We start from the raw sequence: 13,647 nt of genomic DNA, 5'->3' as shown, positions 1-13,647 counted from the left end.
TCCTGTCAGGCGATCACGCCAAGTTGTTTGCCGATTCGGGTGAAAGCATCGATCGCATGCACCAGCTGTTCATGGCTGTGGCCCGCAGAAATCTGAGTGCGGATACGCGCCTGATTTTTCGGCACCACCGGATAGAAGAAACCGGTCACAAATATGCCCTCCTGCTGGAGCAGGCGGGAAAATTCCTGTGCGACCCGCGCATCACCCAGCATCACCGGGATAATGGCGTGATCGGCACCGGCCAGGGCAAAGCCCGCTTTGCTCATCTCAGTGCGGAAGAAGGTCACGTTCTCCCACAGCCGCTGACGCAGGCCGTCTCCCTCTGTCAGCATATCTAAAACGCGCAGCGACGCCGCGACGATAGCCGGTGCCAGCGAGTTGGAGAAAAGATAGGGCCGAGACCGCTGACGAAGCCATTCAATCACCTCCTTTTTTCCCGCCGTATAGCCGCCGGAAGCACCGCCAAGCGCTTTACCCAGCGTACCGGTAATGATGTCGACCCGCCCCATTACTTCACAATACTCATGAGTGCCGCGACCACCCGCGCCGACAAATCCCACCGCATGCGAATCATCCACCATCACCAGCGCCTCATAGCGGTCCGCCAGATCGCAAATCCCTCTGAGATTGGCAATAACGCCATCCATCGAGAAAACGCCATCGGTAGCGATCATGATATGCCTTGCACCCGCCGCTCTGGCCTCTTGCAGTTTTGCCTCAAGCTCAGCCATATCGTTGTTGGCATAGCGATAGCGCTTCGCTTTGCAAAGCCTGACGCCATCAATAATCGAGGCGTGATTCAGCGCATCGGAAATCACAGCATCTTCCGCGCCCAGCAGCGTTTCGAACAGGCCCCCGTTGGCATCAAAGCAGGAGGAGTAGAGAATGGCATCTTCCATATGAAGAAACTCTGCCAGCTTCTGTTCCAGCAGCTTGTGGCTATCCTGCGTACCGCAGATAAACCGTACCGACGCCATACCAAAACCGTGGCTCTCCATACCCTCTTTTGCGGCAGCGATCAGCGCAGGGTGATTAGCCAGGCCAAGGTAGTTATTGGCGCAGAAATTGATCGCATGGCCTCCGCCCTGAAGGGCAATATCGGCCTGCTGAGCAGAAGTAATCAGGCGCTCTGTCTTGAACAATCCTTCCTCTTCAACCTCGCGCAGTCGTTGCGTAAGCTGCTGATAAAATGGCAATGACATTTTCATACTCCGGGAAAGGCTGAATAGCGGAATATTTTACTGAAGGGAAAGGAAAGGGACGAGGATACAGATCGTGTAGTGTGATTATCGCAGCATAATTAATGCGCTTTTTTGCGAATTACATTCCGTTACGGAGTCATCTGGCTGCCTGCTACCAGATGAGATGTTATGATAAGAGGCATTAGCGTGTGGAACCTCCCGTTTCACCCTCATCTTTAAAGGTTAATGCTCATGATTATCGTCACCGGCGGCGCAGGATTTATTGGCAGCAACATCATCAAAGCGCTGAATGAAAAAGGCCATACCGACATCCTGGTGGTCGACAACCTGAAAGACGGCACCAAATTTGCCAACCTGGTGGATTTAAATATCGCCGATTACATGGACAAAGAAGATTTCCTGATCAGCATCCTGGCGGATGAGGATTTCGGCGATATTGAAGCTGTGTTCCACGAAGGCGCTTGTTCATCCACCACCGAGTGGGATGGCAAGTACATGATGGATAACAACTATCAGTACTCCAAAGAGCTGCTGCACTACTGCCTCGAACACGAAATTCCGTTCCTGTACGCCTCCTCTGCTGCCACCTACGGCGGTCGTAACGACAATTTTATCGAAGAGCGTCAGTATGAAGAGCCGCTGAACGTTTACGGCTACTCCAAAATGCTGTTTGACCACTATGTGCGTCAGATCCTGCCTGAGGCGGGTTCGCAGGTATGTGGTTTCCGTTACTTCAACGTCTATGGCCCCCGTGAAGGGCATAAAGGCAGCATGGCGAGCGTGGCTTTCCATCTCAACACCCAGTTGAATAACGGCGAGAACCCGAAGCTGTTTGAAGGCAGCGACAGCTTCAAGCGCGACTTTATCTACGTTGAGGATGTCGCCGCCGTTAACCTGTGGTTCTGGGAAAACAACGTTTCCGGCATCTTTAACTGCGGTACAGGCCGTGCGGAGTCCTTCCAGGAAGTGGCTGATGCCGCCCTCAACTTCCACCAGAAAGGGGAAATTGAATACATTCCTTTCCCCGAGAAACTCAAAGGCCGTTATCAGGCTTATACCCTGGCCGATCAGACCAAACTCCGTGCCGCCGGCTATGACAAACCGTTTAAAACGGTAGCAGAAGGCGTAGCGGAATATATGGCATGGCTGAACCGTAACGCGTAACGGGACACGGCAATGAAAATTCTGGTAATCGGCCCCTCCTGGGTTGGCGATATGATGATGTCGCAAAGTCTCTATCGCACGCTGAAGGCCGCAGAACCTGACGCCGTGATTGATGTGATGGCACCCGCGTGGTGCCGTCCACTGCTGTCACGTATGCCTGAAGTCAATGAAGCGCTGGCGATGCCGCTTGGGCACGGTGCGCTACAGTTGGGCGAACGGCGGCGTTTGGGCAAGGCGCTGCGCAGTAAAGGGTACGACAGGGCTTATGTTCTGCCGAACTCCTTTAAGTCTGCGCTGGTGCCCTTTTTTGCCGATATTAAAACGCGTACGGGCTGGCGGGGCGAGATGCGCTACGGCCTGCTGAACGACTTGCGTGTGCTGGATAAAGCTGCCTGGCCGCTGATGGTGGAACGCTATGTGGCGCTCGCTTATGACAAGCAGCGTTTTGCCAGCGCGGCAGATCTTCCTCAGCCACTGCTATGGCCAAAATTACAGGTTACAGAAGAAGAGAAGCTGATCGTCGCGGAAACGTTCGGTTTGTCCGTTCAACGCCCGGTTATCGGTTTCTGTCCCGGAGCAGAATTCGGCCCGGCAAAACGCTGGCCGCATTATCATTATGCCGCCCTGGCGCAACAGCTGATCGACAATGGCTATCAGATTGCCCTGTTCGGTTCAGCTAAGGACAAAGAGACGGGCGAACAGATCCTGCAAAGCCTGCACCCAGAGTCACGCGCCCAGTGTCGTAATCTGGCGGGGGAAACGCAGCTGGAGCAGGCTGTTATCCTGCTGGCGCACTGCCGTGCCGTGATCAGTAATGATTCCGGCCTGATGCATATCGCTGCGGCGCTGGACCGCCCGCTTGTTGCGCTTTATGGCCCCAGCAGCCCTGACTTTACGCCACCGCTGTCGGACAAAGCGCGCGTTATCCGCCTGATTACCGGTTATCACAAGGTGCGTAAGGGTGAGGCAGAAGAGGGCTACCATCAGAGCCTGATTGATATTAAACCTGAGCGCGTGATTGCCGAGCTGAACACCCTGCTGGGTGAAGGCCAGGAGAAACCATGCACGTCCTGATTGTTAAAACGTCATCAATGGGTGATGTGCTACACACGCTGCCTGCGCTGACCGATGCGATGAAGGCTATTCCCGGCATCCGTTTCGACTGGGTAGTTGAAGAGGGATTTGCCCAGATCCCCGCCTGGCATCCCGCAGTGGCAAAGGTGATTCCCGTCGCTATCCGCCGCTGGCGCAAGCACTGGTTTGGCAGTGAAGTTCGGGAGGAGCGTTTTCTGTTTAAACGCGAAGTGCAGTCGACCCAGTATGATCTGGTTATCGACGCACAGGGCCTGATCAAAAGCGCCGCGCTGGTTACCCGTATCGCCAAAGGCGAGAAGCACGGGCAGGACAGCCGCAGCGCCAGAGAGCCTTTTGCCAGCTGGTGGTACGATAAACGTCATGAAATCAACAAAAAGCAGCATGCTGTCCAGCGGACGCGCGAACTCTTTGCAAAAAGCCTGGGATACCCTCTGCCCGAAAGCGAAGGTGACTACGCTATTGCACAACATTTCCAGAGCGAACCGCCAGCGGACGCAGGCAGGTATTTTGTTTTTCTGCATGCCACCACCCGCGATGCCAAGCACTGGCCGGAAAGCCACTGGCGTGAGCTGACTGGCCTGCTGGCAGAGAGTGGCGTGAAGATCAAGCTGCCCTGGGGTGCTGAACATGAACACCAGCGAGCCATCAGGCTGGCAGAGGGCTTCGACTTTGTTGAGGTGCTGCCCAAACTGACTCTGGAGCAGGTTGCCCGGACGCTGGCAGGCGCAACAGCCGTGGTGTCGGTGGATACCGGCCTGAGCCATCTCACCGCCGCGCTGGATCGCCCTAATATCACGCTTTATGGCCCAACTGACCCTGGGCTGATAGGTGGTTACGGCAAAAATCAGAGCGTGCTGCGCCCTCAACAGGGAAGTAATATGGCAGATATCACTCCTCAGCATGTGATGGCGCAGCTCCAGCTCTTACTGTCGCCACCAGCGGTTATCAGCGAATGAAAGCACCCTGCCAGCTAAGCATTTTGATTGCTGCGCACAACAGCGAGCGTTTTCTTGCTGCCACGCTGGAGAGTATTATCGCCTCGCTGGGTGATTCGCTGGAGAAGGCGGAGATTATTATCGTCAATGATGCGTCAACCGACAGTACCCAGACCATCATTGATGAGTACGCCCGGCGTCTCCCCCAGCTCAGCCACGTCTCTGCTACGCACCGCAATGTAGGAAAAGCGCGTAATCACGCTGTCAGGCTGGCTTCAGGCGATTATATCCTGATGGTGGACAGTGACGATCGGCTTCTGCCCGGCGCGCTGCATGAAAGGCTCGACACCCTGAGCGTTCACCAGCCGGGCATCCTTCTCAGCAAAATTATAGAAGTCCGTGAGCATACGCCGGAGCCACAGTGGCAGAGCGCCGAGCCGGAAGAGCTGACTCAGCACCAGGCCATTGAACGCTTTCTGATCCACCGCGACTATCAGGCGCATTTCATCGGCCAGTTTTTCTCTCGCGCTCTGCTGCAGGCGCACGCGTTCCCGGACTTTATCTGTTATGAGGATACCTGGCTGTTTCCACTGTTGCTGACGCAAAGCCGGAAAACGCTTTTTTCCGATCGCGGTTTTTATCTCTATCGCAAGCATGCTACCAGCCTTTCATCCGCGATTGACGAGCCGAAAATTGCCTGTCTGATTGCCGCCACGCAGCAGATGGACAGGGTTCTGCCTTCTCATTTTTCCCCGCTTATCACCTGCCACTGGATCGATATCGCCAATCGCTATCATGACGCTTTGCGCGGAACAGAGCAGGGGTCGATTGTCAGAGAACGCATCGGCCGGACGAGCCTGATTCAGTTTCTTCTGCATCCAAAGGTCAGATTGAGCTACAAACGGAAAATGCTGAAGGTACGTAAACGGGGCCTTTGAAGGCCCCGGAAGGAGTTAGTCTGGCTGGGTTCTGACTGGGGTTATCTTCAGCGTGTTCAACATTTCGCACACCAGCAGCATCAGTGCCACGCAGACGGTCAGTTCACGGCTAATAAAGACCACATCGGTTAACCCACTCACAATCACACCCAGCATAACGGCCAGCAGCATCGCATTACGCGTGCGGCAGGCATACACAACCAGCGCGATATAGAAGAGCAGGATCACTAACGCCCCCTGAATGCCCTGTAACGTGGCGCTGTCGAGCAGCTCGTTATGCAGATGCACTTTTTCATACATCAGAGAGATCTTGTCCTGATGACGGGTTTTGACATAGTGCTGGAAGCAGGCGGTACGCTCCTCAGACTTCATGCCCAACGGCTCCTGGTTGAGACAAAATGCGCCGACTTTCCACATCGAAAGTCGCGAGGTTAGCGAACCGAATTTATTGCCGTCTGAGCTAACGTAGGTGTTGTACTCATTTATCGTGGCATTCAGCTTAGGCTCAATCATCGGTTTATAACTTAATCCGATCACAACGGCTAATGCTGCCAGCACCCCAAGTAATGATTTCCAGCCAAAATGACGGAACTGCAATGCGCCAACCACCAGGATAATAAGCGGCCAGGCCGCCATCATATTTCGGGTGCCGGTCTGCACAAGGATAAAATAGGAAAGACAAAAAACCAGCAGGCACAGCAGAATATTTGCCAGGGTGTGCTTTTCAGAAGCGAGTAAAAACAGCACCATCGTGGAGAGCATAGCGTAGCCATAGGCTGAAATGGTGGCGCGGTCCAACGCAAATACCACCCGATGCATATCGCTGAAATACTGGTAGAAACCAAAAAGCGTGGCCGCAGCAAAGGCCAGTATCAAACCGCTACGCAGTAGCCAGAAGCTCTTGAGCTGATGCTTTTTCATTTGTGAAAACAGCCAGTAACCGACAACACAGGCCAGTAAAAGGCGTTTCCCTGAATTCAAATAGTCGTTAAAAGGGTTGTAATCGCTGTCACCGAGATACTCCCAGTAGAACCAGAGAACTTTGCTTAACCCTACGGCTGCTAACAGGCCAATAAACCACAGCCGCGACTTATCGCAGGCTCTCCAGTCTGACAAAATCCCCGCCAGAGAAAAATAGAACGTCCAGTAAAAAAGGACCTTGGCTCCTTTTACATCAATAAAGGTCACCATAATCGTTAACAACATAGTAGCCAACGCCAGGAAATAGAACGCTGACCGAAAATCCATCTTCCTGATACCGATCGTCATTTTTACTCTTATCCCATGCTTGAGGAATTTTTGCGCACTTTGGTTGCCGCATAGTCTGCCAGCGTCATGCCGATCGTGCGGCTCTGCAACCAGCTAAACAGCTGCTCAAGATCGCTGTAGAGGCGATCGATATCCGCTTCATTTTTAAACGTCGGGCTGCCGTCAGGCATAAATTCGGAAGAGTGAAGCATAAACTCAATATAGTCCGCTCCGCCTGCCAGCGTTTTCTCCGCCACACCGATCATTTGCTGCAGGTTGCCCCCAACAGGACGAAGCCAGTGAACTGAAGGCGAGCGTTGCTTACCCCTGAGCCGGTCATAGCCCTGTTTCAGGCTGTTCATCAAGCCTGAGTGCTTATACTGGATGGTCATAGGGACTTCGAGCAGCGACGAATCGCCTTCACGGGAAATATCTTCCGTATTAAGGAAGTAGGCATGTTCAGGGAAATGGGTATAATTTGTCCCGCCTTTGCCCTGAGGAGCGCCCGGTGAAAACTGCCAGTTCACGCGCGGCGTGACGGAGCAGTCCACTTTATAGCCAAATTCAATCAGCAACTTAGCGTAGTGCTCATTAAAGGCCCAGCGACCGGCGCGGTGACTCACCATTTTGGTCTGGAATGTTTCTTCCAGCAGCTGCGTCATATACGCAATCTTCCTGCGCATCTCCTCAATCGGGTATTCGATCAGATAGGGCTGAAACTGCCAGTCATCGTCGGTGAGTTGATAGTCCGGCGGGCTGTACCAGGCATGAAGATGCATGCCCACCTCTCCCTGGCGACGAGCAATCACGTCGCGGGCAAACGCCTGATAGACTGGATCAACAGCCATCTCATAATTGGTCAACCAGGTGGGCTTAAACGTATATTTTTCGCAAAGTTGCTGGAATCGCGCGAGATAACCCGCATTTTTAGTCGTAACCTTTCCGGTGCGATTACGCCAAAGGTTGTCACCTTCCGTATCAATGGTGATTAAGAATGCTGGTTTGTTCATGCCGGGTACAGGCTCCTGATAGGCTCGGGGCTATGTTACGCAGCAGGCCTGTGAGACGCAAAGAGATTTACCGCAAGTCAACAGAGGCCGATTCAGCTGTGGCACTCTTGCAGTTAATTTTCTAAGATAACTGCAGCTAATAGAAACAGCACAATAAGTTAGCGCATTTCAGCGCCCTGATTTTCGCAGGTGGGTTGATTTTACGCGACCCGAGGCGGCATAGCGCCCGACGCACGTTTTCTGTTTAAGGGTAAAAAATTGTCCAAGCGCATTTTGATGATCATTGATGGCTTGCCCGGTGGCGGAGCAGAGAAAGTGGTATTGACGCTTGCCAAAGGGCTGATTGAGCGCGGACATCGGGTTTCGTTATTCTCATTGCGGGCAGTGTGCGAATACCCGCTTCCGGCCGGTCTCGATTATCATGTGATACAGGATAAGTGCAAAAAACCGTGGCGGAAACTTACCGAATTGCACCGTCGGGCTGTCCAGTTGGATAAACACATTACCCTTGCCGAACAGAGCGGTGGGTCTTATGACCTGATCGTCTCGCATTTGCACAAAACCGACAGAATTGTCCGCCGCTGCCCTCACCTTAATCCGGAGCGGACCTGGTACTGCCTGCACGGCGTTTTCTCCGCCTCCTATCTGGCCCGACGCAGAGGATTTTCGCTGTGGCTGAAAAAAGTCAAAACGCGCAATATTTATCAGCAGCGGAATATTATTGGCGTTTCTCACTATGTGGTAAAGGATCTTAAGCAAGCCTTTAATGTGAAGCCAAAGCGTGAAAAGGTCATTTATAATCCCTTCGATTTTGCAGCCATCGAATCTTTATCCCTGGAGCCTTGCAGCCTGGCGGGCCAGGAGTACGTTATCCATGTGGGACGTTTTCATCCAACTAAACGCCATGACAGACTGCTTCGCGCTTATGCTAAAAGCGGGCTGGAAGTGCCCCTGGTGCTGATAGGCCAGGGCAGACCAGAGGTCACCACAGCGATAAAGAGGCTGGCGACGGAATTAAATATCAGCGACAGGGTGATTTTCAAGGGCTTCGTTGACAATCCTTACCCCTATATCCGGCACGCCAAGCTTTTGGTTGTCAGCTCAGACAGTGAAGGGTTTGGCAATGTGTTAGTAGAAGCGCTGATTTGCCATACGCCAGTGGTCAGTACCCGGTGCCCGGGCGGCCCGGTCACTATTCTTACCGGCGAGCTTTCACGCGGGCTGGCAGAACTGAATGATGATTCGCTGGCGGCCGCTATAAAAGAGGTGTATCTGCATCCACCTGAGATGTGCACGCCCGATGTGAACGCTTACAGTATTGAAGCAATATGCAAACAGTACCTTGATTTAATTAAAGTTAATTAACAAAGGTCGTCTGCATAACCTGCTGTTTCAGGGGTAGAATAAGCCGTCTGCCAGTGAAACTGGCAACCCGAACCCATTTTTTACTTAATACCTAAGGTTTTTAGCCCATGATAACGCTCACCTACAGGAACGGATATCTGAGCTCTTTGTTAAAAGAATCATCATGCCCGATCCCGCTGTTTCTGCCGGGAAACCGCGCAGCGAAACGCCAACTCAGGGAGAAGAGAGCGTGAATTATGTGTTGTTATTTTTGCTGATCTTGCCCGTCAAGCTTCTGATGAAGCTTATGCATCGGAAAGGCACGCGTAATCTGGTTATTCAGACGGCTAAAATTGGCGATTTCGTCAATATTACGCCGCTTCTTCATCACCTTAAGCAGAGTGACGCTTTGCTGAGCCGTGCCGTTGCGCCGCTGGCCCGCAATGACGCCTTTATTGAGGAGATCTTCTACGTTGAAGATCACAAAACCAGTACGCTGAACAAACTGAAATTAGCGTTCCGGTTGATGAACCGTTATAACAACGTTTATCTGCTGCACCCTAACAACACCAATCTTTTTTATGCCGCCTGCTGTAACGCTACCAATAAACAGTTTTTGTCTATGTATCGCCGCAAGTGGTATCAGGGACTCTTTTATCTGACCGCCACCGGCATCGTCGAGCATGAGAAAACGACCCTAACGCTGGAGAACTATCTGAAGCTGGCGGACCGTTCGCTGACTAAGGAGAGTTACCCCAAGCACGCCACGCAGCCTCTGCTAAAGCCCGCTGATACGCCGGAAGAGCTATTCATAACCGATAAAATTAAAATCGGCCTCAGTATCTCGGCAGGCAATCAGGCCAAGACCATACCGCCTGTTATCTGGAAAAGATTGTTTGACCGCCTGAGTGAACTCCCTTGTCAGTTCTATGTTTTTGGCGCGCCGAATGAACTTACCCGCTTAAATGAGCTCAATAAGGTGACAGGTGAGCGCGATAATCTGGTCAACCTGATCGGTAAAGTCTCCCTGGAGGGATTACCTTATGCCATCAGCCAGATGGACTTTTATGTGGCGTCAGATTCCGGCAATGTTTACATAGCCGACTCGCAAAATGTGCCGGTTATTTTGATCTACGGCCCGTGCTGCGTGGAAGAACAGCGGCCGCTGGGCGATGTGTTGCTGATCGGTCCTAATCATATTGCGCCCACCTCTTTTGTTTTCCATGCGCTGTACAAATTTAATCATTCCGCTGAACAGCTTTTTGAGCTGGATGAGCGCAAGCTGGATGATATTTATAATTTTATCTGTGCGCGTAAGCCTCAATTGATTCAAGAGACTTTACCCTGAGTATGATGCTGCATCCTGAAGCCTCAGCCCCTGAGCTGAGCGTGATTATTCCCATGTACAACGCCGGGGCAAGCTTCGAGCCATTTATGGCCTCGTTACTGTCACAGACGCTGCAATCGCTGGAAATCATCATTGTTAATGATGGCTCAACGGATGAGTCTGCCGCTATGGCGCATCGTTATGCCGCTGAGCATGCGCATATTCAGGTCATCGACCAGCAGAATGGCGGCGTATCCCGTGCCCGTAATGCCGGTCTGGCTGTCGCTACAGGCCAGTACGTCACTTTCCCCGATGCCGACGACAAGCTCTATCCGGAGATCTACAGCAAGCTGATGGCCATGGCCCGGACGGACGATCTGGATGTGGCACAGTGCAACGCCGAGCGCGTATTCTGGGGCGGTGATAATGCAAAACCGTTAATTCCCACCGACCGTCTGCAATCCACGCTGGTGCTGAGCGGCGCCGAATGGCTGGGCAAAGCGCTGGCCACAAATCGTTATCTGCATGTGGTCTGGCTGGGCATCTACCGCCGGGCACTGATTGAAGAACTCAACTTACTGTTTGAGCCTGGTCTGCATCATCAGGATATCCCCTGGACAACCGAGCTGATGCTGAATGCCCGGCGGGTACGTTATACCGACGAGGTGATGTACCGCTATTATGTTCACGATCAATCAATCAGCAATCAGAAACGCACCGGCATGCGTAACGTCGAGTATCAGCGTCATTACCTTAAAATTGCCCGGATGCTGGACGAGATTAATCTTCGCTACAAAAACAAGGTGAAGATTGCTCCCTCCATCTACCGGCAGGTGACGAAAGAAGCGCTGACGGTGTGCCATTCCATCCGCCGTGAACCTGATGCTGATGCGCGACAGGCGATGATCGCCGATCTGATTACCAGCAAAACGCCGCGCAGAATGATGCGCAACGCGCGTGGCGTCCGTCAGTGGTATCAGCTACTGCTTTGGCTGGGCCGTATTTATCGCTGGCGGAAAGCTTAATGGTTGAGCTCACTCACTTTCCCCTTAACAGGGTTTCCCTTACAATCGGTCCACTTTACTTCGAGACCTGCTGAGTATGGCTACTCTTCAAACGCCCTCTTTGTTTACGCCAAAGAACATACTGCTGATAAAGCTGCGCCACCACGGCGACATGCTGCTCACCACGCCGGTGATACATGCTCTTCGTCAGCACTATCCGCAGGCCAGCATTGATGTTCTTTTGTATAAAGAAACCCGACCGATGCTGCAGGCTCACCCCGACGTTCGCCATATTCATTTTATCGACCGGGGCTGGAAAAAAGAGGGCGTGTGGCAACACATCCGGCATGAAGTAGCGCTGGCAAATGCCGTGCGCCGCTGTCATTACGATCTGGTCATTAACCTTGCCGATCAATGGCGAAGCGCCATTCTTACCCTGCTTTCCGGCGCCGACGTGCGAATCGGATTTGATTTTAACAAGCGCAGGAATATCTTCTGGCGGCTGGCGCATACCCATCGCGTCTCAACGGCACAGCATGGAAGCCTGCATACGGCGGAGCAGAACCTTACGGCGCTCAAGCCGCTGAATATCCCCATTGAGGGCATTCCGGCTGCCATGCATTACAGCGAGAATGACTGGCATATCACCCAGGCAAAGCTTGCAGAGTGCCAAACTTTACCCAGACCCTATATTGTCCTGCAGCCTACCTCACGCTGGATCTTCAAGTGTTGGGAAGATGACAAAATGGCCGCGCTGACAGACCGTCTCGCCTCAGATGAGCATGATATTGTGCTGACCGCCGCGCCCGATAAAAAAGAGCAGGCGATGATCGATCATATTCTCTCGTTATGCCAAAACCGTCGGGTTATCTCTCTGGCAGGTCAGCTGACGCTGACACAGCTGGCTGCCCTGATAGACCATGCCCGCCTGTTTATCGGCGTGGATTCGGCGCCGATGCATATGGCTGCGGCCCTGGATACGCCCTGTATTGCGTTATTCGGCCCGACCAAGCTGAAACAGTGGCGCCCCTGGGGCGAAAATAACAAGGTAATCTGGGCCGGAGACTATGCGCCGCTGCCTTCACCGGACAGTATTGATACCAAAACAACGACGCGTTACCTCTCCGCTATCCCACTGGAAGAGGTGGTAAAAGCCGCAAGGAGCTATCTGGATGAGTAAGATACGACTGGCTATTGTGCGCCAGAAATATCGCCCCGACGGCGGCGCCGAGCGGTTTATCTCACGTGCGCTCGAAGCGCTGGATGATGAGCGGCTGGAACTGAACATCATCACCCGTAGCTGGCAGGGTGAGCCAAAACCAGACTGGCATCTGCACATCTGTAACCCCAAAAAATGGGGGCGAATTTCCCGTGAACGAGGCTTCGCAGAAGCGGCTCGCGCCTGCTGGCAGCGCGAAAGTTTTGATATCGTTCAAAGCCATGAACGCATTGCGGGTTGCGATATTTTTCGGGCAGGCGATGGCGTTCATCGCGTCTGGCTGGAGCAGCGTGCACGCATTGTTCCTTCTTTTCAGCGCCTGCTTACCCACTTCAGCGGTTATCATCGCTATGTGATGGCGGCGGAAGAGGAGATGTTCCGCTCTGACTCACTGAAGAAAATCATCTGTAATTCGCTGATGGTGAAAAATGACATCATGCGTTGCTTTCAGGTACCGGAAGAGAAATTCGCGGTTATCTATAACGCCATTGATGCCCAACGCTTTCAGCCCGCAACGGCCGCAGAGCGTCAGCAGTCCCGTGAAAAACTGAATCTTCCCACTAACGCCCGGGTAATGATCTATGTCGGCTCTGGTTTTGAACGTAAAGGGCTGAAAGCCAGTATTAAGGCCATTGCCGCTACCGATGCGCACCTGTTGGTGGTGGGTCAGGATAAGCAACAGTCGCACTATGCTGACCTGGCGCGAAGCCTGGGATGCGAAAGCCGCATACACTTTGTTGGCGTACAGAACAACGTTATCCCCTTTTATCATGCGGCGGATGGCCTGCTGTTGCCGACGTTGTACGATCCTTTCCCGAACGTGATTCTGGAAGCGATGGCCTGCGGTCTGCCGGTGATTACCAGCTTCACCTGTGGCGGCGCGGAATTTATTGTGCAGGGGGAACAGGGGTTTGTCTGTGACGCGCTGGATATTCCCGCGCTGACTGCGGCGGCAGATGCCATTCCGCTCCGCACGATGGACAGCAGAATGGGCGATCTTGCCCGTCAACGCGTTCTGCCCTGTACGCCCCGGCAGCTTGCCAGCCAACTTCATGCGCTGTATCAACAAGTGTTACAGCAGCCCCGATAAGAAGTGTGAGCGCGGAGGACTTATCTGCTAACATGCCCTATTGTTTCGGCATTTTTGGCGCAAGTCTCCGC

General features: G+C 53.0%; 12 protein-coding genes. 9 read left to right on the top strand and 3 right to left on the bottom strand.

Annotated elements, in window-relative coordinates; all coding sequences use genetic code 11:
* Positions 1 to 5: 5 nt before the first annotated feature.
* On the bottom strand, positions 6 to 1,202 hold the full coding sequence (locus tag SD961_RS18710; protein WP_318791841.1) for a glycine C-acetyltransferase: 1,197 nt from the start codon (positions 1,200 to 1,202) through the stop codon (positions 6 to 8).
* A gap of 231 nt (positions 1,203 to 1,433) precedes the next feature.
* Between SD961_RS18710 and rfaD the strand changes: the two genes are divergently transcribed.
* Genes rfaD through SD961_RS18690 form a run of 4 tightly spaced genes read left to right on the top strand, consistent with a single transcriptional unit; the run spans position 1,434 to position 5,334 of the window.
* On the top strand, positions 1,434 to 2,366 hold the full coding sequence (gene rfaD, locus SD961_RS18705) for an ADP-glyceromanno-heptose 6-epimerase (RefSeq protein WP_318791840.1): 933 nt from the start codon (positions 1,434 to 1,436) through the stop codon (positions 2,364 to 2,366).
* 12 nt (positions 2,367 to 2,378) lie between these two features.
* A complete protein-coding gene (gene rfaF / locus SD961_RS18700) occupies positions 2,379 to 3,440 on the top strand; it encodes an ADP-heptose--LPS heptosyltransferase RfaF (RefSeq protein ID WP_318791839.1) in 1,062 nt (353 codons plus the stop codon).
* A complete protein-coding gene (gene rfaC, locus SD961_RS18695; RefSeq protein ID WP_318791838.1) occupies positions 3,428 to 4,417 on the top strand; it encodes a lipopolysaccharide heptosyltransferase RfaC in 990 nt (329 codons plus the stop codon). The genes rfaF and rfaC overlap by 13 nt, the downstream gene beginning before the upstream one ends.
* Complete coding sequence (locus SD961_RS18690; protein WP_318791837.1) at positions 4,414 to 5,334, top strand: glycosyltransferase family 2 protein; 921 nt, start codon at positions 4,414 to 4,416, stop codon at positions 5,332 to 5,334. The genes rfaC and SD961_RS18690 overlap by 4 nt, the downstream gene beginning before the upstream one ends.
* A 15-nt stretch (positions 5,335 to 5,349) precedes the next feature.
* Here the strand turns inward: SD961_RS18690 and SD961_RS18685 are convergent, their stop codons facing one another.
* Together SD961_RS18685 and SD961_RS18680 are read right to left on the bottom strand one after the other, a co-directional pair.
* Positions 5,350 to 6,582, bottom strand: coding sequence for an O-antigen ligase family protein (locus SD961_RS18685; protein ID WP_318791836.1), 1,233 nt, complete (start codon positions 6,580 to 6,582; stop codon positions 5,350 to 5,352).
* 29 nt (positions 6,583 to 6,611) lie between these two features.
* On the bottom strand, positions 6,612 to 7,592 hold the full coding sequence (locus SD961_RS18680; RefSeq protein ID WP_318791835.1) for a deacetylase: 981 nt from the start codon (positions 7,590 to 7,592) through the stop codon (positions 6,612 to 6,614).
* Positions 7,593 to 7,850: 258 nt separating this feature from the next.
* On the opposite strand from SD961_RS18680, the gene SD961_RS18675 reads away from it, so the two are divergent.
* From SD961_RS18675 to SD961_RS18655, 5 genes are all read left to right on the top strand, one after another.
* Positions 7,851 to 8,957, top strand: coding sequence for a glycosyltransferase (locus SD961_RS18675; RefSeq protein ID WP_318791834.1), 1,107 nt, complete (start codon positions 7,851 to 7,853; stop codon positions 8,955 to 8,957).
* Between the two features lie 229 nt (positions 8,958 to 9,186).
* Positions 9,187 to 10,284, top strand: a complete 1,098-nt coding sequence (locus SD961_RS18670) for a glycosyltransferase family 9 protein (protein ID WP_318791898.1) — start codon at positions 9,187 to 9,189, stop codon at positions 10,282 to 10,284.
* A gap of 2 nt (positions 10,285 to 10,286) precedes the next feature.
* Entirely contained in the window at positions 10,287 to 11,288 is a 1,002-nt protein-coding gene (locus SD961_RS18665; RefSeq protein ID WP_412916718.1) for a glycosyltransferase, read from the top strand.
* A gap of 76 nt (positions 11,289 to 11,364) precedes the next feature.
* A complete protein-coding gene (rfaQ, locus tag SD961_RS18660; protein ID WP_318791833.1) occupies positions 11,365 to 12,447 on the top strand; it encodes a putative lipopolysaccharide heptosyltransferase III in 1,083 nt (360 codons plus the stop codon).
* A complete protein-coding gene (locus SD961_RS18655) occupies positions 12,440 to 13,576 on the top strand; it encodes a glycosyltransferase family 4 protein (protein ID WP_318791832.1) in 1,137 nt (378 codons plus the stop codon). Before rfaQ ends, SD961_RS18655 begins: the two co-directional genes overlap by 8 nt.
* The last annotated feature ends 71 nt before the right edge of the window (positions 13,577 to 13,647 follow it).

It is taken from the genome of Erwinia sp. MMLR14_017, from assembly GCF_033657285.1.
Classification (GTDB): domain Bacteria; phylum Pseudomonadota; class Gammaproteobacteria; order Enterobacterales; family Enterobacteriaceae; genus Erwinia.
Note: the sequence above shows the minus strand (reverse complement) of the source record. Positions and strands in the feature narration are given on the sequence as shown.

What these genes read in the sequence shown, in the direction of transcription:
- SD961_RS18655 (WP_318791832.1), top strand. Translation starts at nt 12,440, where the DNA reads ATGAGTAAGATACGACTGGCTATTGTGCGCCAGAAATATCGCCCCGAC.
- rfaF (WP_318791839.1), top strand. Translation starts at nt 2,379, where the DNA reads ATGAAAATTCTGGTAATCGGCCCCTCCTGGGTTGGCGATATGATGATG.
- rfaC (WP_318791838.1), top strand. Translation starts at nt 3,428, where the DNA reads ATGCACGTCCTGATTGTTAAAACGTCATCAATGGGTGATGTGCTACAC.
- SD961_RS18690 (WP_318791837.1), top strand. Translation starts at nt 4,414, where the DNA reads ATGAAAGCACCCTGCCAGCTAAGCATTTTGATTGCTGCGCACAACAGC.
- rfaD (WP_318791840.1), top strand. Translation starts at nt 1,434, where the DNA reads ATGATTATCGTCACCGGCGGCGCAGGATTTATTGGCAGCAACATCATC.
- SD961_RS18685 (WP_318791836.1), bottom strand. Translation starts at nt 6,582, where the DNA reads ATGGATTTTCGGTCAGCGTTCTATTTCCTGGCGTTGGCTACTATGTTG.
- SD961_RS18680 (WP_318791835.1), bottom strand. Translation starts at nt 7,592, where the DNA reads ATGAACAAACCAGCATTCTTAATCACCATTGATACGGAAGGTGACAAC.
- SD961_RS18665 (WP_412916718.1), top strand. Translation starts at nt 10,287, where the DNA reads ATGATGCTGCATCCTGAAGCCTCAGCCCCTGAGCTGAGCGTGATTATT.
- rfaQ (WP_318791833.1), top strand. Translation starts at nt 11,365, where the DNA reads ATGGCTACTCTTCAAACGCCCTCTTTGTTTACGCCAAAGAACATACTG.
- SD961_RS18710 (WP_318791841.1), bottom strand. Translation starts at nt 1,202, where the DNA reads ATGTCATTGCCATTTTATCAGCAGCTTACGCAACGACTGCGCGAGGTT.